The sequence below is a fragment of the Roseateles koreensis genome (genome assembly GCF_028595305.1).
In the GTDB taxonomy this organism is placed as follows: Bacteria; Pseudomonadota; Gammaproteobacteria; order Burkholderiales; family Burkholderiaceae_C; genus Paucibacter_A; species Paucibacter_A koreensis.
In genome coordinates, this window is sequence record NZ_JAQQXS010000007.1 from 24377 (window position 1) to 43955 (window position 19579).

Genomic DNA, 19579 nt, shown 5'->3' on the forward strand with positions numbered 1-19579 from the left:
AGCCGCGAGTTGCGGCTGTTTTCTTTGCAGCGCCCGGGAGGCTCGCTCAGTGCGCGGCGCCTTCGCCGGTGGCTTCATCCTCGTCGGCATGCCCATGCACCAGGCCGGCTAGCGTGAGGCTGCGGGCCAACGAGGCCAAGCAGGCATCGGAGTCGGCACAGCCCTTGCGGGGTTCGGCGCTGGCTTGCGTGGCGCTTGGCAGGGTGTAGACCTGTTTGCCTTCCTTGATGGCGCCGGTCACGATCAAGTCGGCCAAGGTTTCGCGCGGGACTTTCAGCGGGTTCTTGTTGAGCAGCGTGAAGTCGGCCAGTTTGCCCACTTCGATCGAGCCCTTGTCCTTTTCTTCAAAGTACTGGTAGGCGGCCCACAGTGTGAGCGCCTTCAGGCCGGTCAGCGGGCTGACGCGTTGATCGGGGCCTAACACCTTTCCGGTACGGGTCGTGCGATTGACCGTGGCTGACAGCACGCGCAGGGAATTCGGCAGGGCCACCGGCGCATCGTGGTGCGAGGTGAAGATCATGCCGCGCTCCAGCGCCCAGCCGGTGGGCGAGATGTTTTGCGCGCGCTCGTTGCCCAGCACGGAGTCACGGTGCCAGTCCCCCCAGTAGAAGGTGTGCATGGGGAAGAAGGAGGGCATGATCGCCAGGTCATGAAAGGCCTGCACCTGATCCAGGCGTGCGGTTTGCGCGTGGATGGCCACGGCGCGGCGGTCGGACAGACCGAACTTGGCTTCGGCTTTACGTACGGCGCCGATGTATTGGTCGATGGATGCGTCGCCGTTCACGTGTGCCAACACCTGCCAGCCCTTGCTGAAGGCGCGCTCCACCATGGCGTCGAGCGTGGCGTCTTCTTTGAAGGTCGGGTAGCCGGCGTAACTGGCGGGTTGTCCGTCAGGCACCTTGAAATAGGGCTGAGTCAACCAGGCGGTCTTGCCTTGGGGAGAACCATCCAGCACAAGTTTGACACCGCCAATGCGGTAGTGGTTCTTGTATTGGCGAGAGACCCAGGGGCTGTTCATGTCCGCTTCTGAGGTGGCCATGTCGGCGTAGGACACCACGTCGATTTTCAGGTCGCCCTTGTTGGCCGACTGCACAAAGGTTTTGAGCGCACCAGCCGTGGCACGCCCTTCTTGGGCGGTGGTGTAGCCGAACTTCAGGTACAAATCCTGGCCTGCTTTGACCATGGCCTGGTTCTCGCCGTCGCCCAACTTGACCATCAATTTGAACAAGGGGCCGAACATGGCATTTTCTTCCAGCACGCCGTTGGGCTCGGTCGAGCCTTCGCGGTGACGGATGGTACCGCCGGGCGGGTTTTTGCTGTCCTTGTTGATGTTGAACAGGGCGAGCGCTTTGCTATTGACTGCGCCCAAGTGGCCGCTTTGATGAATGACAAAAACCGGCACGTCTTTGGAGACCTGGTCCAGTTCGTCCCGCGTGGGGTGGCGCTGCTCGGCCAGTTGCGAGTCGTCATAGCCGAAACCGATGATGAACCCCAACTTGTCGGTGACGGGGTTGGCCTTGGCTTCGCGCAGGGTTTTCAACAAGCGTGGAATATCGTTCACGTCGCCGTCAGGCGCTGGCAACAGATTGGCCGAAGCGGCCTGGAAGCCAACGTTGTAGATGTGGCCATGGCCGTCGATGAAGCCGGGCAGCATGGTCTGGCCCTTCAAGTCGACGATGGCGGTTTTGGGGCCTTTGAGCTTGAGCACCTCGTCCTGGAAGCCGACCTTGACGATGCGACCTTTGCTGACCGCCACGGCTTGGGCTTCAGGCTGCAATTCATTGATGGTGACGATGTCGCCACCGAGGTAGATCGTGTCGGCCATTGCTGCTGTGGCGCCAGCGTGGCTGGCGGAACAGGTCAGGGCTGAAGCGGCCGCAACCAAACTGAATAATGCTTTCATGGAGTTCCTCTGAACAGGGAGTCAGGCCATTGTGAGTTACTGGCGATGGCGGCCGCGCTGACAAACTTGGGCGGTCCAGCCATGCACTTGGCCGGGTCACGGCCAAGTGCAGACGTTAACTCATGTCAGAGGCCGCGTACATGACAACGGGACCTGCATCATAGGGATGCACACAACGTGGGGGTCAGCTCTGCTCGCGGTGTACGCCCAGCCGCGCCATTAGCGACTCCATCAGGCACCAGTTGGTGAAGCCGCTTTGCAGCAGGTTCAGTCCGACAAAGGCGGTAAACCACAGCCAGTACGTGGAATGAAAGAGGGGGCTGACGGGCAGGCCCAGGGCCAGCGATAAGATGATGAAGCTGCCAGCGACGACGCGGGTGATTTGCCAGGTGCTCATGAGATTGTCCGTTCAGGTAAAAAGTTAGTTGGATGGGGTTGACGGGAGGGCTGGGCCCGTTGCGGGGCTGCCCCGGTAGGCCACGAAGTACAGCAGCGGAATCACCACCAGCGTCAGCAGGGTCGAGATGGCGATGCCGAAGATCAGCGAAATGGCCAGGCCATTGAAGATGGGATCGCTGAGAATGAAGAAGGCGCCCATCATGGCGGCCAGCCCGGTGAGGATGATGGGTTGGGCGCGCGTGGCTGCCGCGCTGACGATGGCGCGCTCGATCGGCATGCCGCTGCGCTGCTGCAGGCGAATGAAGTCCACCAGCAAGATGGAGTTGCGTACGATGATGCCGGCCAGCGCGATCATGCCGATCATGCTGGTGGCGGTGTACTGCGCGCCCATCAGGGCGTGGCCGGGCATCACGCCGATGAGGGTCAGCGGGATGGGCGCCATGATGATCAGCGGCGTCAGGTAGGAGCCGAACTGTGCCACCACCAGCAGGTAGATCAGCACCAGGCCCACGGCGTAGGCCAGGCCCATGTCGCGAAAGGTCTCATAGGTGATCTGCCATTCGCCGTCCCACTTGAGGCTGTAGTCGCGCAAGGCGTCGTTGGGCGCACTGATGAAACGCTCTTGCAGTGTGCCGCCGCCCGGGGTGGGCAGGGCGGTGATGGCGCTGCGCATCTTGAACAGGCCATACAGCGGGCTGTCCAGGCCCGTGGTGGGGTCGGCCATGTCCGCCGTCACATAGTTCACCGGCAGCAGGTCTTTATGAAAGACGGGCTGTTCACGCAGGCTGTCGCTCACGGTGGTTAACTCGCGCAGCGGCACCGCGTTGCCGGCTTGGCCCCGAACGGTCAGGGACAAGAGGCTGTCGAGACTGCCTTGGCTTTCAGGTGGCAGTTGCAGCAAGGCTGCGCTGGGGAATTTGCTTTGATCGTGCAGCCAGGTGGCTGGCTCCAGACCCATGCCGATGCGCAGGGTGCTCACGATGCTGGCTTGAGAAATACCCAGCTGCGCGGCCTTGCGGCGGTCGATCAGCAAGACTTGGCGGGGCGCGGCGGCGGTGCGGCTGTCGTCCACATCCACGATGCCCTGTGTGCGCTCAAACACTGTGCGCACCTGCGAGGCCAGGGCGTCGCGGCCCTCGGCCTCGGGGCCGTAGAGTTCCGCCACGATGGGGGCCAGCACGGGGGGGCCGGGCGGTACTTCCACCACCTTGACGTTGGCGTTGAAGCGCTTTGCAATCTTTTGCAACTCGGGCCGCAGCCGCATGGCGATGGCGTGGCTTTGTGCCTTGCGGTGGTGGCTGTCTACAAGGTTCACTTGCAGGTCGCCTTGGTGGGGGTCGGCCCGCAAGTCGTACTGGCGCACCAGGCCATTGAAGTTGATGGGCGAGGCCGTGCCGGCATAGGCCTGGTAGTGGCGCACCTCCGGCACACCGTCGAGGTAACGCCCCAGTGCGTGCAAGGTGGCTGCAGTCTGTTCAAGCGGCGTTCCGGCGGGCATGTCCACCACAACTTGCAATTCTGATTTGTTGTCGAAGGGCAGCATCTTCAGCCGCACCCCGCCGCTCATGGGCAAGGCCAGCGAAAAGACGATCAGCCCCGCAACCCCCAGGCCCAGCAGCCGGCGGTTGCGGGCGCCCTTTTGTGGGTCCAGCAGCGGGGTGAACATGCGTTCGAACAAGGGCCCCAGGCGAGCGCCAAGACCGTGCGCGGAAGGGTTCGACTGATGCGAGCCATGTCCTGCGGGCAGGGCCTTCATCCACAGGCGTGCCAACCAAGGCGTCAGCACAAAGGCGATGGCCAGCGACAGCAGCATGCCCATGCTGGCGTTGATGGGAATGGGGCTCATGTACGGCCCCATCAAGCCGCTGACGAAGGCCATGGGCAGCAGCGCCGCAATGACGGTCAGCGTGGCCAGGATGGTGGGGCCGCCGACCTCGTCCACCGCTGCGGGGATGACGCGGCTCAGGTGATCGCGCCAGTTGCCGGCGGATGGGGCGTCGTCCAACGCAAGGTGACGATGAATGTTCTCGACCACCACGATGGCGTCGTCGACCAGGATGCCGATGGAGAAAATAAGCGCGAACAACGAGACTCGGTTGAGCGTGAAACCCCAGGCCCACGAGGCGAACAAGGTGACAGTCAGCGTGAGGATGACCGCTGTGCCGACAATCGCGGCCTCGCGCCGGCCCAGGGCGATGAAGACCAGCGCCACCACCGAGGCGGTGGCGAAGAGCAGCTTGCGAATCAGCTGGGTGGCTTTGTCGTTGGCACTGGCGCCATAGTTGCGGGTCTCGATCACCTGCATATTGGCGGGGATCAGGCTGTTGTGCAGGTCGGCTACGCGTGCACTCAAGGCCTGCGCCACGTCGATGGCGTTTTCGCCGGCCTTTTTGGTGATGGACAAGGTGACGGCCGCACGGCTGGCGCCGCCTTCGCTGTGCCAGACATAACGTGTCGCCTGCATAGGGCCATCTTGAATGTCGGCCACATCGCGCAGTTGCACGGGCTTGCCGGCGCGCACGCCGACGACCAGCTCCGCCAGGTCATCGGCAGACGTGAAGAATGCACCTGCCTCCAGGGCAACGCTGTGGTTTCCGCTCAGCCATTCGCCCAAGGGCGCGCCAGCGTTGGCGACTTGCAGCGCCTGTTGCAACTCGTTGACGGTCAGGCCCACGCCGGCAAGCCGGGCGGCGTCCAAGCGGATGTTGATGGCACGCCCCGGGCCACCCAGGGTTTTGACTTCGCGGGTGCCGGGCACGCGTTTGAGTGCGGCTTCCAGGCTGTGCGCCACTCTCTCCAAATCGAAGGCGCCGACCTCTGCATGGCTCTTGTCCACGCTTTTGCCTGTCAGGGTGAAGGTGACGATGGGTACATCGTCAATGCCCTTGGGCTTGATCAGCGGCGGCAAAGCGCCAAGCCCGGCCGGCAACCAGTCGGCATGGCTGTTGACGGCGTCATACAGGCGCACCAGCGCCTCGGTGCGGGGCACGCCGACCTTGAACTGGACCGTCACCACCCCCAAGCCCGGGCGCGTGACCGAGCTCACGTGCTCGACGCCGGCCATCTGTGACAACACCTGTTCAGCGGGCGAGGTCAGCATCTGCTCCACATCGGCCACGCTGGCGCCCGGGAACGGCAGCATCACGTTGGCCATGGTCACGTTGATCTGCGGCTCTTCTTCACGCGGAGTCACCAGCACTGCGAACAGGCCCAGCGCCAAGGCGACAAGCGCCAGCAAGGGCGTGATCTGTGCAGACTGGAAGAAGGCGGCGATGCGCCCGCTGAAACCCAGGGGCGCGGGGTGCTCAGGCTGCGTCAATGGGGTGTGCGTGCTCATGGCCGGGCCTGCCGTGCAGCTTCAGCGGGTTGGCTGGCGATGCGCTCACCGGGGCTTAGCCCCGCCAACACCTCGACGCGGTCGCCCTGCACGGCGCCCAAGCGCAGTTGGCGCAATTCGGGCCGCCCCGAGTCGCTCAGTACATAGGCGGCGGTCAACTCGGTGCGACGCAGCACGGCGCTGCGCGGCACCATGATCCGGGCATCACTGGGGGGCTTGAGTGCGCCTGATGCGTCGATTGCACCGGGCGAGTCCGGCGCTTCAAGCAGCCACACCCGCGCAAACATGCCGGGTGCGGCACTCAACGTATTCGGGCCGGCTTGCGGCAGGTCCAGGCGCAGTGCGACGGTGTGCGTGCCGGCATCCACCGTGGGCAAGACCTGTACCCGGGTGGGGGCCACGCCAGCGGCAACACTTTCTTCCCTCCCCGGCAGCATGACGCTGAACTGGGGCGCTGCGCCCGGCTTCCAGGCGGCAACCACTTGCTGCGGCAAGCTCGCGCTAACACGCAGGTTACGCGGATCGTAGAGGGTGAGCAGCGGTCGGCCGGGCAGGGCCATATCGCCCAGGTTCACCGGCACTTCGGCCACCACGCCGCTGTAGGGGCTGCGGACCACGTGCAGGCTGCTCAGCGTGCGAGCACCGCCCAACTGGGCCAGTTGGGCGTGCACCTGGGCCTGGGTGGCTTTGAACTGGCTTTCGGCTTGGTCCAGGGCGGCCTGGCTGATGTAATGCTTCTGGAACAGCTGTTGCTGGCGCTCGAAATCGCGTGTTGCCAACTGCAGATTGGCGCGGGCGGCCTGGGCTTGCGCTTCGCTGGCTAGGGCGGCATCGGCGGCGCTGCGGGCGTCGATGCGTAGCAGCACCTGGCCGGCCTCGACGCGGTCCCCCACTTTTACATTCAGCTGCTCAATGGCACCGGCCACCTGGGCGGCCAATACGGTTTGACGCTGGGCCTCCACCACGCCATCAAAGCTGCGGCGGCTGGCTTGCGCGCCGCTCGTCACGAGATAGCTCGCCAGTGCCGGGCTGCCGGTTTGGGTTTGCGGCGGCGCGGCCATGGCGCTGGCCTTGCCGTGGGGGTTCAGCATCAGCAGCGCCAAGCCGCCCAGCAGGGCCAAGCCCAACGCCAAACCCCCCGTCCGTGCGATGTGGCGCATGGAGTGTGTGCGGTGCGTGCGGCGTTCCACCGGCGGGAATCCCCACTTATGGCTCAGTCTTTGGCCGATTCCGGAAGATGGCGGTGGGGTGATGATGGGCTTCATGGTGACGTGCTCCTAGCGAGGGACGTCTTGTCCCTGCAGCTTTTGCTGTGTGCGTTATTGTATTGTTTGCGTAATCATGCAAATAGTCAATAATGAAATTTCACAAGAACTCAACTAAACTGGTGTCTGTGTGTATTTCTGACCTGCCGCAGGGCGGGCTCTCGCGACCATGAAAGATCTGCCTGCAGCTGCGCTGGTTCAAATTGCTGGCTACTTCCAGGCTCTGGCTGAGCCCACGCGGTTGCAGATCCTCAATTTGCTGCGGCAAGAAGAGCGCCGCGTCGGTGATCTGGCGGAGCTTTGCGGGTTCAGCGCGGCCAATATCTCGCGCCATCTTGCGGTGTTGCAGCAGCACGGCTTGGTGGAGCGTGAGAGCCGAGGCACCAGCGCGTATTTCAGGATTGCCGATGCGTCGGTTTATCAGCTGTGCGATCTGGTGTGCGGGAATATTGCCCGGCAGTCCGACCGCATGGTCTTGGAGCGCGCGGCGTTTTTCCCGGTACAGCCAGAACTGCAATCACCATCGCGGCCACAAGCCCCGCGTGCCCGCAAATCACTGGCCAAACGCTGAATTTCAGCGGTATCTTGGGGTGATGCCGCCGCGTGGCCTATGCCATGCCTTCGTGCCAGGCCCATGACAAGCCCTGCGCCGCTTGGCTCATCTCGGTTCTAGGGGGCTTCTTCACATTGACAGGGGGCGCGTGGTTGGGAGAATCTGCAGTCGGCCGTTGGGAGAACGTTCGCACACAGCGCGCGTTTGACGGTCATCCTGGCCGTACAGCCTTACCGTTCCGGAGTGTCCATGAATCAGTGTTCCCGCAAATTCGCCGTGATCAGCGTGTGGGTCGCCCTGGCGGCCTCGACGAGCCTGGCGCAAGCCGGCACTTACAGCGGCCTGGTCATCTTTGGCGACAGCCTCTCTGACTCGGGCAACAACGCGGCACTTGTGGGCAACACCGGCACGCCGCCAACCAGTGACCAAGAGTTTTCCAAGATCCCCTACGCATCGGGGCGCTACAGCAACGGCCCCGTGTGGACCGAATATCTCGCCGCCCGCCTGGGCCTGCAGGCCACACCCTCGATGCTGGGCGGCGGCAACTATGCGTTTGGCGGCGCGCAGACAGGCATCGACGGCACCGATGGCCCAGGCGGCTTTCCCTTCAGCATGAAAACCCAGCTGAACATGTTCCTGTCGAACCCTATGCAATCGGTGAACAGCAGCGAGCTCTTCATCATCTCGGGGGGCGGCAACAATGTGCGCGCCACGCTGGACGATCTGGCCTTGAATCCAGCCAACGCCACAGCCATCATCGGCGCCGCCGCGGCCAATTACGCCAGCGACATCAGCAGCATGGTCAGCACGCTAGAGGCCAAGGGCGCCCGGCACATCCTCGTTGTGAACACGCCCAACTTCGGCCTGACCCCGGCCGCGCTGAGCGCAGGCGTGCAGGGCTTGGGGTCTTTGATTTCCGGGTCGATGGATGCTGCATTGGCCGCGAGCTTGGGCGGCGATACCGCCGTCCTAACCTTTGATTTTTATGCCTTCCTCACGCAGACCGTGGCCTCGGCCAATGCGCTGGGCCTGAGCAATGTCACCAACGCCTGCGGCAATGTGGCGCTGCAGTGCGACCTGAGCACCTCGTTGTTTTATGACTCGATTCACCCCACCACCGTGGGTCACCAGTTGCTGGCCGATGCGGTGTACGCGCAAGAATTTGCGCAGGCGGTGCCGGAGCCTTCAAGCTATGCGCTGCTGGGTCTGGGGCTGGCGCTGCTGGTCGGGGTGCGTCGGGCGCGCAAGACTTCCTAAGATTGGCGTCATGTGCGCGGCTTCCATCGTTTGAGCAGCAGGGCATTGCTGACCACCGAAACGCTGGACAAGGCCATCGCCGCACCGGCCAGCATGGGGTTGAGCGCGCCCATCGCGGCCAGGGGGATGCCCACCACGTTGTAGGCAAAGGCCCAGAACAGGTTCTGGCGAATCTTGGCGACGGTGCGGCGCGACAAATCGATGGCCTGCGGCACCAGGCACACATCGCCCCGCATCAAGGTGATGCCGGCTGCGGCCATGGCCACATCGGTGCCGGTCGCCATGGCGAAACCCACGTCGGCAGCGGCCAAAGCAGGGGCGTCGTTGATGCCATCGCCCACCATGGCGACGCGCCGGGGGTTTGAGGCGTTAGCGAGCTTGAGCTCGGTGACGATGCGTGCCTTGTCCTCGGGCAGGACTTCTGCGCGCACCTCGTCCAGGCCCAGCTGGCGGGCCACCGACTGAGCGGCGGCCTGGTTGTCGCCGCTGAGCATGACGCTGTGGACCCCCATGCCGTGCAAAGCCTTGATGGCGGGCAGGGCGCTGGATTTGAGGCTGTCGCCAAAGGCCAGCGCGGCGATCAACAGCGAGGCGGTGTCTGGTGGCCCCTCCTGGCGGGTCAGCCAGGAAATGCTGTGCCCCTGCGCTTGTGCCGCATCCGCCGCCCCCTGCAAGGCGGCGAGTTCAACCCCCAGTTCGCGCATGTAGCGGCTGCTTCCCAAGGTGTAGGCCTGTCCGTCGATTTGCGCGGTAATGCCGCGACCCGGGAGCGCGCGCAAACCGGTGGCCGGGGGGACGTCAATGCCCTTCTCGGCGGCGTCTTCTCGCACGGCTTTGGCCAAGGGGTGCTCGCTGCCTTGTTGCAAGCTCGCCGCCCAGCAAAGGGCCTGGGCTGCGGTGATGCCGGGGGCCGGTGTCAGGGCCGTCAGGCGCGGCTTGCCCAGCGTTAGCGTGCCGGTTTTGTCGAAGGCCACGCAGCGCAGTTGCGCGGCAATTTCCAAAGCCTCCGCGTCTTTGACCAAAATGCCCTGGCGCGCAGCAATGCCGGTACCCACCATGATTGCGGTGGGCGTGGCCAGGCCCAACGCGCAGGGGCAGGCGATAACGAGCACAGCCACCGCGTTGAGCACGGCATGCTCCCAGTTGCCGGTGCCCAGGCCCCAGGCGAGCAGTGTGAGCAGGGCGATACCCAATACGACGGGCACGAAGACAGCACTCACCTGATCCACCATGCGTTGGATGGGTGCCTTTTTGCCCTGCGCCGATTCAACCAGCCGCACAATGCGGGCCAGGGTGGACTCTGCGCCCAGCGCGGTGGTGCGCAGCAGCAATTGCCCCTCGCCGTTGACGGCGCCACCCACGACATGATCGCCGGGGTGTTTGTCCACGGGGAGGCTTTCGCCGGTGATCAGTGATTCGTCCACCGGGCTGGCGCCTTCAATCACTTCGCCGTCCACGGGGATGCGTTCACCGGGCCGCACCACCACGAGGTCGTCCAGCCGCAAGGCGGCGATGGGCAACTCGGCATCCACGCCCTCGCGCCGCACGCGTGCCACGTCGGGCCGCAGCTTCTTGAGGGCGCGCAAGGCCTCGGTGGTTTGGCGTTTGGCGCGTGTCTCCAGCCATTTGCCCAGCAGCACCAGGGTGATGACCACCGCGGCGGACTCGAAGTACAAGTTCATTGTCATCGGCCCGTGCACGATCAGCTCGTACACCGAGAGGCCAAACGCCGCGCTGGTGCCCAATGCCACCAGCAAATCCATATTGCCGCTGCCCGCCCGCACGGCCGCCCAGCCGGCACGGTAGAAGCGCGCCCCGAGCATGAATTGCACAGGTGCCGCGAGCAGCAATTGCCACCAGCCGTTCAGCATCCAGTGCTGTCCCGACCATTCGCCCACCATGGGCAGCACCAGGGGCAGGGCCAGCAGGGCGGCCACCAACACCGGCCAACCACTGCGCGACCAGGCGACGGGCGCCGCGACGGCTTCGGTCAAGCCGTCTGCAGAATGGGCCAGCTGCCCGGTATAGCCGGCCTTGAGCACGGCCGCGAGCAAAGCATCGGGCTCGACCGAGGCGAGGGCGCGAATGCTGGCCTGTTCGGTCGCCAGATTGACCTCGGCCTCGAGAACGCCGGGCACTTGCTTGAGCGCCCGCTCGACCCGGCCCACGCAGGAGGCGCAGGTCATGCCGCCAATCAGCAGCGTTAGCGTTTGCTCGCGCAGGTGGTAGCCCGCTTTGTCCAGGCTGGCTTTGAGGGCGGACAGGGCCAGTGGCGCGTCGCCGCTGACGAGGGCCGATTCAGTGGCCAGATTGACTTCCGCCTGCACCACTCCGGGCACGGCCTTGAGGGCCTTTTCCACGCGTTTGACGCAAGAGGCGCAGGTCATGCCCTCGATGGGCAGGGTCCATGGGGTGGTGGCTGTGGCGTTGACGTTAGGCGGGGTACTCATGGGTGCAGTATCAAGCTTTCCATGATGGCAAGGTCAAGCGGCACCCATGAAAAAGCCCGCCCGGCCACGTGCGGTACGTGTTGCCGGGCGGGCTTTAGAGCCAAGCGGGTGCTTAGAAGCGCGTGCGCATGCCCACGCCGACTTCGGTCTGGCTGTCGAAGCCGTTGGTGGCGCCGACCTTGTAGCCGCCGCCCAGCTTCAGATAGTCTGCCGCCACATAGACCTCGGTGGTCTTGTCGAAGTGGTAGAACATCGAGGCGTAGACCGTCGAGCGGTCGCCCGTGGCCGTGGCGGTGGCCGAGGCGGCGTTGCCGAAGGCGTTGAGCACATTGCCGCCACCGTTCACTGCAGCGTTGCTGGCCTTCATGATCTGGTAGCCCAGTTCATAGTCCAGCTTGCTGCCTTGCGGTGCCAGCTTGGCGGACAAGGTGTAGGCCTTGTCGGTACGGTCACCCAAAGCGCCCAGGGCGCCTTGTGAGGCGGCGGTGTAGTGGTAGTAGCCCGCGTTCACGCGGACGCTGCCCATCGTGTAGTTACCGCCCAGTGAGTACGAGCGGTGCGTGGCGCCTGCCACATTGGCCTGCGTGTAGTAGCCGGCCAGGTTGTAGTCGCCGCCGTTGTAGCCCAGCGCGCCAGTGGTGCTGGAGCCCTTGGCGAAGTCGCCAGCTACGCCGCCGAACTGGTAGCCCACGCCACCGAAGACGCCGTTCTTGAACAACTTCTTCCAGACCAGGCCGTTGTCGTAACGCGTGCCAGTGGCGCTGCCTGCGTAGAAAATCAGTTGCTTGAAGTTGTTGTTGTTGGTGTAGCCGCCTTCTTCGGTCGTCACGGCTGCACCGCCGTAGGCATCGCCATAGATGGCCGAGATGTCGCGGCCCAGTGCGTTCTGGCGGCCGAAGGTCAGCTTGCCCAGTTCTTCACTTTGCAGGCCGCCCCAGGCGTCGCGGTTGAACAACACGCCGGGGGTGTCCATGCTGCCGGTGGGCGTTTCAAATTCGCTTTCCAGGCGGAAGATCACGTTCAGGCCACCTGCGCTCAGGTCGTGCTTGCCGGTCAGGCCCCAACGGTTGCCGCTGAACCAGGCTACGCGGTAGTTGGTCAGGTTGTCGCCGGCGGCGTTGGCGTGGTTCTGGTTCGACAAGGTCATGTCGATCAGGCCGTACAGCGTGACGGTGGTGGCGGGGGTTTTGTAGCTCAGGCCTTCACCCTTGTCGAAAGAGACACCGGTGTTGGCATTTGCAGCGGCCGGGGCGGCGGCTTGCTGGGTTTGCACGGCTTGCACCGAGTTCAGCTTGGTTTCCAGCGCGTCGAGGCGGGCCTTCTGGGCAGCGGCCAGGGCTTTTTGCGAGGCGATCTCGGCCTTCAGGTCGGAGAGTTCGTCCGCGCCAGCGACGCCAGGCAGGCCGGCGGCCAGCAGACTGAGCACGGCGGTGTAAATGAGTGTTTTCTTCATGGGATGTCTCCTTGTAGTTAGATCAACACGGGGGCAATGCGCAAACCCCGCAGCGAGGCTGTTGAGGTTCGACCGGGGCGATTCTTGAAGCCATCACCTTTCAGAATGCTTTAGTGCGGATAAGGGGAAATGCGAACTTGCGCCCCTGCGAAAATGCCTCAGCATGCTTTGCGGGCGCTGATCGGGAGCGCCGCTCTTTGGGTGTGCCCCTGCGGCTTTTGTGTCTCTGAATCCATGCGTCTACTTCTCGTTGAAGACAGCGAAAAACTCTCCACGCTGCTGAAGAAAGCCCTGCAACAAGGGGGTTATGCGGTGGACTGCAGCATGGACGGCCTGGAGGCAGACTTTCTGCTGGCCACCCAGCGTTACGACGCCGTGGTGCTGGACCTCTCGCTGCCCGGCATGGACGGGCTGGACGTGCTGGCGCGTTTGCGTGAGCGCAACAACAAGACGCCCGTGCTGGCCCTGACCGCCCGGGGAGAATTGGAGGACCGGGTCAAAGGTCTCAATATGGGCGCCGACGATTACCTCGCCAAACCCTTCGATCTCGTGGAGTTGGAGGCGCGCCTGCATGCCTTGATTCGCCGGGCTCATGGCGGCGGTGCACCGGTGCTCAATCTGGGGCCGCTGGCGTATGAGAGCAGCGGCCGGCTGTTCACGCTCAAGGGCGAGAAGCTGCTGCTGCGCCCCAAGGAGCACGCCGTGCTGGAGGCGCTGATGCTGCGCGCTGGCAAGGCGGTCAGCAAGAGCCAGTTGTACGAACATGTGTTCTCCATCGACGACAACACCGGCCAGGACGTGGTGGAAATCTATATCCATCGCCTGCGCCGCCAGCTTGCCCATTCCGGCGTGGCCATCGTCACCTTGCGCGGCCTGGGCTATGTGCTCGAGGCCCAGGCCCAGGCCCAGGCGCTGGCGCCATGATGCGCACTGCCTGGCTGCAGCCATGCCTTTGAGCCTGCGCTGGCTGTTTGCACGCCCGCCCAGCCTGCGCCGGCAGTTGCTGGCCTGGTTGTTGCTGCCCTTGATGGTCTTGCTGGCCATCAATGCCTATTCAAGCAACCGGGTGGCGGAGGCGGTCGCCAATATGGCGTTTGACCGGCTGCTGCTGGCCTCGGCAGATGCCATTGCGGAAGATGTTTCCGTCAAAGACGGCTTGCTGATGGTGGACCTGCCTTACGCGGCGCTGGAACTGCTGGAGTCCAATATCCAGGAGCGCATCTTCTACCGCGTGATCGGGCCACAGGGCGAAACGCTCACCGGCTATGAGGACTTGCCGCCACCCGCCCGGCCCGTGCCGGAGCCCGGTTCCATGCTCTACAGCACGCGCTACCACGGTGACACGGTGTACCTGGTGGCCTTGAACAAGCAGATCTACGGCAGCGGCAGTTCCATGCCCGTGCAAGTCATCGTGGCCGAAACCGGCGAGGCGCGCGACGCCTTGTCTCGGCAGATCTGGCTGGAGGGGCTGTGGCGGCAAAGCCTGATCATCGCGGCGGCCGTGGTGCTGGTGGGCTGGGGCCTGTACCGGGGCTTGCGGCCCTTGGCCCGCTTGAGTGCATCGATTGCCAACCGCTCACCCTCTGACTTGAACGAGATCGCCGCGCAAGATGTGCAGGTCGAAGTTCAGTCCCTGGTCCAGGCGCTGAACCATCATATGAGCCGCATTCAGAAGTTGCTGGAAAGCCGCCAGCGCTTCATTGCCGATGCCTCGCACCAGATGCGCACGCCCCTGGCCGAGATGCGCACGCAGATTGAAGTTTGTCAGCGCCAAGGCGATGCTGCGCTGGCCCAGGCCACGTTGTGCGATGTGCATGAAGATATCGGCCGCCTGAGTCGCTTGGTAGCGCAGTTGATGGCCTTGGCGCGTTCAGAGCCCAGCGCCCTTGCCTCTCAACAGATGGAGTCGCAGGAGCTGAACGGCCTGGTCGCAACGGTGGCAGCCGACTTTGTGCCGGCGGCCCGGCGCAAATCCATCATGCTGAATTTTGACGCCGCACCGTCAGCGATGACGGTGCGCGGGCACGGGCCTTTGATTTACGAGTTGGTGGCCAACCTGCTGGATAACGCGATTGCCTACAGCCCGCCGGGCAGCTCAGTGACGGTCAGTGTGCATGACGCATCATGTGAGCGCATCGCGGAGGCGGGTTCATCCTCCACGTCCGCGCGTTCCGCCGCTGTCGTGCCTGTTCTGGAGGTGGAAGACCAAGGCCCCGGCATACCGCAAGCCGAACACGCCAAGGTGCTGACACGTTTTTACCGACCTAGCGGCAGCGCGGGTTCGGGCACCGGCTTGGGCCTGGCCATCGTGCATGACATCTGCGTGGCGCACGGTGCGCAACTGACTTTGCTGGCCGGCACCGATGGGCGCGGCCTGCGCGTGCGCATAACGTTCAGGGCCAGCGGCGCTTGAGCTGAAGCTTTAACTTGAGTTCAGCGCAAATTCATCGCAACTTCAGGGCTGTGAATGCAGCGGGGTTTGCGTACCCAAGGTCCAGCGGCGAAAGAAATCCTGTTGCTTGGCTTTGTCCTGAAACACCAGCAGCGCGGGCCCGACGTTGATGGTCTTGAGGCTGCCGCCCAGCGTTTTCCGCAGCGTGCTGGCGGTGAATTCACCGGGCACATCGTCACGGATGGCAAACAATTCGGCCTGCGAGGCCAGCAGGCCCTGGCCACGTTGTGAGAGCAGGTAGTCCATCCATAAGCGGGCAGCATTGGGATGGCTGGCTGTTTTTGAAATCAGCAAAATGCGCGACATCACCAGCGTGTAGTCTTTGGGCAAAACAACGCCGATGGCCGGGTCGCGCCGGGCCCGTGTCATGGCATACGAGCCAATGAGGTTGTAGCCCAGATAGTCTTTGCCAGAAGCGATGCGCTGCACCATCACGGAGGTGTTGACCTCCAGATTGACCGTGTTGCGACCCAGGCTGTTGACCAGGTCCCAAAAGTCCGATTGCACCCGGCTGTCCTGGCTGGCGAACAAAAAACCCACCGCGGAGCGCTCGACGTCATAGGTGGACACATTGCCAGCGTACTTGGCGCGCTGCGTCTTGAGCAGCAAGGCGAAGTCGGCATGGGTCTGGGGCACATCGGCAGGCGGCACATGGCGCTTGCTGTAGACGAATACGGCGGGTTCGAAGGTGGTGCCATACGCCTCATCGCGCCAGACCGCCCATTCGGGCAGGTGGGGGGCTTCGGGCGATTTGTAGGCGGCGGCGTAGCTGTCGTTGGTCAGCTTGATCTGCAGGTCCATGGCTGAACTCCACAGCACGTCAGCCGAGGGCTTGCCCGAGCGGGTTTCGACCAAGTAGCGGTTGTGCAACTCGGCGCTGTTGAGGTCTTGGTAGTCGACATGCACGCCGGGAAACCGCGCCTCGAAATCTTTGATCAAGCCGGAAACGGCAGACAGATCGGTCGTGGCGTAGACCACCACCTTGCCCTCGCGCCGAGCGGCTTTCAACAACTCCGCGTAAGTGGACGGGTAGTTCTGTGGATAGCCACCAGGGTCCGGCGCCTGTGCGGTGGCGGGCAAGGGCAGGGCGACCAAGCCAGCCAGCAAGCTGAACAGGCTGAACAGGCTGTGCGCCTTGCCCAGGCTCAACAGAGCCCGCCGCCTTGGGTTGGCGGCGAAGCGGTTGGGGGTTTGGTGGCGGCTTGCGCGCCTGGGCATAGGGGAAGTTCTCCGAGCGATGCGAAACTGCTGGAATGCAGCACCCGGCATCTTAGAGCGTGAACAGCTTCATCGAATCGGGCGGGCAAGGCGATGCCCCCGCCTGCGCCGGGGTGTATGACCTTGCCATGACGGCAAGCCTGAGCATTGCTTTGTTGACGTTTTTCTAGCCTTCAACCCAGGAATACACCGGAAATGAACGCCTTTGATTTCAAACTGCCTGACATGAGTTGCGGCCACTGCGTGACCACCATCACCGAAACCTTGAATGCGCTGGACCCACAGGTGCGCTTGAGTTTCAAGCGCGATACACGGGAGTTGCAGGTGCAGACAGCGCTGCCCCGCGAGCCGCTGGTGGCAGCGTTGACCGAGGCGGGTTACCCGCCCGCCTGATCTGCCGGACTGACTCCCAGTGGGCTTGCGGTTGATCGACGCTGGCTTTGCGCCGACTCAGGCCTTTTTCAGCAGGCCAGTGTCGATGGGCAGCTTGCGGATGCGCACGCCGGTGGCCGCGTAGATCGCATTCGTGACGGCTGGCGCAATCGGCGGCGTGCCGGGCTCGCCAATGCCGCCGGGCGCGGCCATGCTGGGGATGATGTGCACCTCCACCTTGGGCATTTCGTTCATGCGCAGCACCGGGTAGTCGTGGAAGTTGGACTGTTCCACGCGCCCGTCTTTCAGGGTGACCTGCCCGTACAGCGCGGCGGTCAGTCCAAAGACGATGGCGCCCTCGATCTGGCGGGCGATGGTTTGCGGGTTGACGGTCTGCCCGCAATCCACCGCAGCCACCACCCGGTGCACCTTGGGCGCACCGTCAGCCCCCACTGAAACCTCGGCCACCTCGGCGACGAAGCTGCCAAAACTCTCCGCCAGCGCAATGCCGCGTTTGACACCCGCTGGCAGCGGTTGGCCCCAGCCGGCTTGGGTCGCGGCGGCTTGCAACACCGCTTTGGCGCGAGGGTGTTTGTCCAGCATCTGCAGGCGAAATTGCAGCGGGTCGGCCTTGGCCGCAGCGGCCATTTCGTCGATGAAGCTTTCGATGAAAAACGCGTTCTGCGAATGCCCGACCGAACGCCAGAACCACACCTGCGGACCCGGCTCGGTGCGGCCATAGGCGATGCGCTGGTTGGCAATGTCGTAGAGGTGATCGGCCAAGCCCTCAGCGGCCATGGTGTCCACCCCGTTGTCGGGCAGCTTCATGAAACCCGAGCCCGCCATGATGGAGGGGCCGGCCACGTGCGCGCGCAGCAGGGTCAGCGCGCCTTTGTCGTCCAGCGCGCCCTCGAACTTAACCAGCGCGGCCGGGCGGTAGAAACCGGCCGCCATATCGTCTTCGCGGGTGTAGATCAGCTTGACTGGGCTGCCGCTGAGTTTGGACAGCAGGGTCGCGTCGATGGTGAAGTCTGGCGCAAACCTGCGGCCGAAGCCGCCACCCAGCAGCAAGGTGTTGACCTTGACCTTGGCCGGCGTCACCTGAGCCACCTGGCTCAGGATGCCCTGGGCCGGGCCTTGGCTTTGCGTGCCGGCCCAGATCGTGACTTCATCGCCCTTGACCCAGGCCAGGCAGTTCAGTGGCTCCATGCAGGCGTGGGCCAGATAAGGCACTTCGTACTGCGCACTCAACTGCTGCGCTGAATTGGCGGCGGCGTCTTTGAGGTTGCCGCTGTCCACCGCTACGGCACTGGCGTTGTTGGCCGCGTCGTTCAGCATGTCGCTGACCTTGGCGGAATTCAGCTGCGCGCGCTCGCCCATCTCCCATTGCACATTCAAGGCATCACGGCCCTTTTTGGCGGCCCAATAACCTTCTGCCAGTACGGCAACGCCGTTGGGGATGGCGATGACCTTCTTCACACCTTTGATGGCCTTGGCCGCGGCTTCGTCCATGGACTTGACCTTGGTGTCGCCAAAGGGCGCGCGGGCCATCACGGCCACCAGCATGCCGTCGATGTGAGCATCCAAACCAAATTTGGCTTGGCCGTTGACCTTGGCCGGCGTGTCCAGCCGGGCCGTGGGTTTGCCCAGAATCTTGAAGTCGGCGCTGGACTTGAGTGTGGGGGTGGCCGGTACGCTTTGCCGGGCGGCGGCTTCCACCAGGGCGCCATAAGCGATCTTCTTCTTGCCGCCGGGGGCGATCACATGGCTGCGCTCGGTGCGCAGATGGCTCACGTCCGTTTTCCACAAGTCGGCGGCGGCGGCCAGCAGCATTTCGCGTGCGGCGGCGCCCGCTTGGCGAACGGGTGTCCAGTGCGCCCGCACCGTGGTGCTGCCGCCGGTGGCCTGCATGCCAAAAAGCGGGTTGTTGTAGGCTTTGTCCGCCGGGGCTTGCTCTACGGACACCAGCTTCCAGTCGGCGTCGAGTTCTTCGGCGACCAGCATGGGGATGGCGGTGAGCACGCCCTGTCCCATTTCAGCGGAGCCGCAGATCACGGTGATGTGGTTGTCTGGCGTGATGCGCAGCCAGGCGTTGGGGGCAAAGGTGTTGCTCGGTGCCGCTATGGGCGACGCGGCCTGCGCCTTGTTCGCCAAGCCGGCACCCAGAGGCAAGGTGAAGCCGATGACCAGGGCTGAGCCGGCACCTGACTTCAAGAATCCACGGCGTGAGGGGCCGCTCGCCGTAGGGTGCTCGGCCGGCGGTGTGTTCAATGCAGCGGCTTGGAATGCGGCGTGAATGACCTTGTCCATTTCAAACTCCTGCCTTGCGGGTGGCCTTGGCCGAACCCTTCAACGAGTCGGCTGCCACGTGAATGGCCTCGCGAATCTGGTTGTAGGTGCCGCAGCGGCAAATATTGCCGCTCATGGCGGTGTCGATGTCCGCGTTGCTGGGTTGGCTTTTGCTGGCCAGCAGCGCACAGGCACTCATGATCTGGCCGCTTTGGCAGTAGCCGCACTGCGGTACGTCGATCTTGACCCAGGCAGCCTGCACGGCCTTGCCGGTCTTGCTGGCGCCCACGCCCTCGATGGTGGTGACTTTTTTACCCGCTGCCGCTGACAGCGGCGTGGAGCAGGCTCGCACCGGCTGCCCATTCAGATGCACCGTGCAGGCACCGCACAGCGCCATGCCGCAGCCAAATTTGGTGCCAGTCAATTGCAGGTCTTCGCGCAGGGCCCACAAGAGCGGTTGATCGGGGTCGGACTCCAGCGCCACAGCGCGGCCATTGACGGTGAATTTGATCATGGGGTGAACTCCAGGCTTGGATTGAGTGCACACAAAACAGGCCGGGCCGCCTCGGGCACCGGATGGGAGGTGAGAGCGTACCGCGTTCTCGGGACATTTGCCTGCGGTATAAATGGC

At 63.9% G+C, this 19579-nt stretch carries 14 protein-coding genes; 5 read left to right on the forward strand and 9 right to left on the reverse strand.

What is annotated here, in order from left to right:
* Window positions 1-46: 46 nt before the first annotated feature.
* The 4 genes from PRZ01_RS09035 to PRZ01_RS09050 form a co-directional block, all read right to left on the reverse strand.
* Complete coding sequence (locus tag PRZ01_RS09035) at window positions 47-1903, reverse strand: amidohydrolase (protein ID WP_273596454.1); 1857 nt, start codon at window positions 1901-1903, stop codon at window positions 47-49.
* A gap of 184 nt (window positions 1904-2087) precedes the next feature.
* Entirely contained in the window at window positions 2088-2300 is a 213-nt protein-coding gene (locus tag PRZ01_RS09040; protein ID WP_273596455.1) for a YgaP family membrane protein, read from the reverse strand.
* A gap of 24 nt (window positions 2301-2324) precedes the next feature.
* Complete coding sequence (locus PRZ01_RS09045) at window positions 2325-5639, reverse strand: efflux RND transporter permease subunit (protein ID WP_273596456.1); 3315 nt, start codon at window positions 5637-5639, stop codon at window positions 2325-2327.
* Window positions 5636-6904, reverse strand: a complete 1269-nt coding sequence (locus PRZ01_RS09050; protein ID WP_273596457.1) for an efflux RND transporter periplasmic adaptor subunit — start codon at window positions 6902-6904, stop codon at window positions 5636-5638. The genes PRZ01_RS09045 and PRZ01_RS09050 overlap by 4 nt, the downstream gene beginning before the upstream one ends.
* 169 nt (window positions 6905-7073) lie before the next feature.
* On the opposite strand from PRZ01_RS09050, the gene PRZ01_RS09055 reads away from it, so the two are divergent.
* Window positions 7074-7475, forward strand: a complete 402-nt coding sequence (locus tag PRZ01_RS09055) for an ArsR/SmtB family transcription factor (RefSeq protein WP_273596458.1) — start codon at window positions 7074-7076, stop codon at window positions 7473-7475.
* A gap of 231 nt (window positions 7476-7706) precedes the next feature.
* Complete coding sequence (locus PRZ01_RS09060) at window positions 7707-8714, forward strand: SGNH/GDSL hydrolase family protein (RefSeq protein ID WP_273596459.1); 1008 nt, start codon at window positions 7707-7709, stop codon at window positions 8712-8714.
* 8 nt (window positions 8715-8722) lie between these two features.
* Here PRZ01_RS09060 and PRZ01_RS09065 read toward each other — a convergent pair whose 3' ends face one another.
* Together PRZ01_RS09065 and PRZ01_RS09070 are read right to left on the reverse strand one after the other, a co-directional pair.
* Window positions 8723-11164 (reverse strand): heavy metal translocating P-type ATPase, encoded by a 2442-nt coding sequence (locus PRZ01_RS09065; protein ID WP_273596460.1) that lies wholly within the window; start codon window positions 11162-11164, stop codon window positions 8723-8725.
* 112 nt (window positions 11165-11276) lie between these two features.
* Complete coding sequence (locus PRZ01_RS09070) at window positions 11277-12617, reverse strand: porin (protein ID WP_273596461.1); 1341 nt, start codon at window positions 12615-12617, stop codon at window positions 11277-11279.
* 234 nt (window positions 12618-12851) lie between these two features.
* On the opposite strand from PRZ01_RS09070, the gene PRZ01_RS09075 reads away from it, so the two are divergent.
* Both PRZ01_RS09075 and PRZ01_RS09080 read left to right on the forward strand, forming a co-directional pair.
* A complete protein-coding gene (locus tag PRZ01_RS09075) occupies window positions 12852-13541 on the forward strand; it encodes a response regulator (RefSeq protein WP_273596462.1) in 690 nt (229 codons plus the stop codon).
* A 22-nt stretch (window positions 13542-13563) separates the two neighbouring features.
* Window positions 13564-15030: a sensor histidine kinase gene (locus PRZ01_RS09080; RefSeq protein WP_273596463.1), complete on the forward strand. Its 1467-nt coding sequence runs from the start codon at window positions 13564-13566 to the stop codon at window positions 15028-15030.
* A gap of 42 nt (window positions 15031-15072) precedes the next feature.
* Here PRZ01_RS09080 and PRZ01_RS09085 read toward each other — a convergent pair whose 3' ends face one another.
* On the reverse strand, window positions 15073-16287 hold the full coding sequence (locus PRZ01_RS09085; RefSeq protein ID WP_273596464.1) for an ABC transporter substrate-binding protein: 1215 nt from the start codon (window positions 16285-16287) through the stop codon (window positions 15073-15075).
* A gap of 195 nt (window positions 16288-16482) precedes the next feature.
* Between PRZ01_RS09085 and PRZ01_RS09090 the strand changes: the two genes are divergently transcribed.
* Window positions 16483-16680, forward strand: a complete 198-nt coding sequence (locus PRZ01_RS09090) for a heavy-metal-associated domain-containing protein (RefSeq protein ID WP_273596465.1) — start codon at window positions 16483-16485, stop codon at window positions 16678-16680.
* Between the two features lie 57 nt (window positions 16681-16737).
* On the opposite strand, the gene PRZ01_RS09095 is transcribed toward PRZ01_RS09090, so the two are convergent.
* The gene (locus PRZ01_RS09095; protein ID WP_273596466.1) at window positions 16738-18969 is read right to left on the reverse strand and encodes a xanthine dehydrogenase family protein molybdopterin-binding subunit; all 2232 of its coding nucleotides are present in this window, start codon (window positions 18967-18969) and stop codon (window positions 16738-16740) included.
* Between the two features lies 1 nt (window position 18970).
* Complete coding sequence (locus PRZ01_RS09100) at window positions 18971-19462, reverse strand: (2Fe-2S)-binding protein (protein WP_273596467.1); 492 nt, start codon at window positions 19460-19462, stop codon at window positions 18971-18973.
* Window positions 19463-19579 lie beyond the last annotated feature (117 nt).

What these genes read in the sequence shown, in the direction of transcription:
- PRZ01_RS09050 (WP_273596457.1), bottom strand. Translation starts at nt 6,904, where the DNA reads ATGAAGCCCATCATCACCCCACCGCCATCTTCCGGAATCGGCCAAAGA.
- PRZ01_RS09095 (WP_273596466.1), bottom strand. Translation starts at nt 18,969, where the DNA reads ATGGACAAGGTCATTCACGCCGCATTCCAAGCCGCTGCATTGAACACA.
- PRZ01_RS09075 (WP_273596462.1), top strand. Translation starts at nt 12,852, where the DNA reads ATGCGTCTACTTCTCGTTGAAGACAGCGAAAAACTCTCCACGCTGCTG.
- PRZ01_RS09035 (WP_273596454.1), bottom strand. Translation starts at nt 1,903, where the DNA reads ATGAAAGCATTATTCAGTTTGGTTGCGGCCGCTTCAGCCCTGACCTGT.
- PRZ01_RS09080 (WP_273596463.1), top strand. Translation starts at nt 13,564, where the DNA reads ATGCCTTTGAGCCTGCGCTGGCTGTTTGCACGCCCGCCCAGCCTGCGC.
- PRZ01_RS09045 (WP_273596456.1), bottom strand. Translation starts at nt 5,639, where the DNA reads ATGAGCACGCACACCCCATTGACGCAGCCTGAGCACCCCGCGCCCCTG.
- PRZ01_RS09055 (WP_273596458.1), top strand. Translation starts at nt 7,074, where the DNA reads ATGAAAGATCTGCCTGCAGCTGCGCTGGTTCAAATTGCTGGCTACTTC.
- PRZ01_RS09100 (WP_273596467.1), bottom strand. Translation starts at nt 19,462, where the DNA reads ATGATCAAATTCACCGTCAATGGCCGCGCTGTGGCGCTGGAGTCCGAC.
- PRZ01_RS09085 (WP_273596464.1), bottom strand. Translation starts at nt 16,287, where the DNA reads ATGCCCAGGCGCGCAAGCCGCCACCAAACCCCCAACCGCTTCGCCGCC.
- PRZ01_RS09065 (WP_273596460.1), bottom strand. Translation starts at nt 11,164, where the DNA reads ATGAGTACCCCGCCTAACGTCAACGCCACAGCCACCACCCCATGGACC.
- PRZ01_RS09090 (WP_273596465.1), top strand. Translation starts at nt 16,483, where the DNA reads ATGAACGCCTTTGATTTCAAACTGCCTGACATGAGTTGCGGCCACTGC.
- PRZ01_RS09040 (WP_273596455.1), bottom strand. Translation starts at nt 2,300, where the DNA reads ATGAGCACCTGGCAAATCACCCGCGTCGTCGCTGGCAGCTTCATCATC.
- PRZ01_RS09060 (WP_273596459.1), top strand. Translation starts at nt 7,707, where the DNA reads ATGAATCAGTGTTCCCGCAAATTCGCCGTGATCAGCGTGTGGGTCGCC.
- PRZ01_RS09070 (WP_273596461.1), bottom strand. Translation starts at nt 12,617, where the DNA reads ATGAAGAAAACACTCATTTACACCGCCGTGCTCAGTCTGCTGGCCGCC.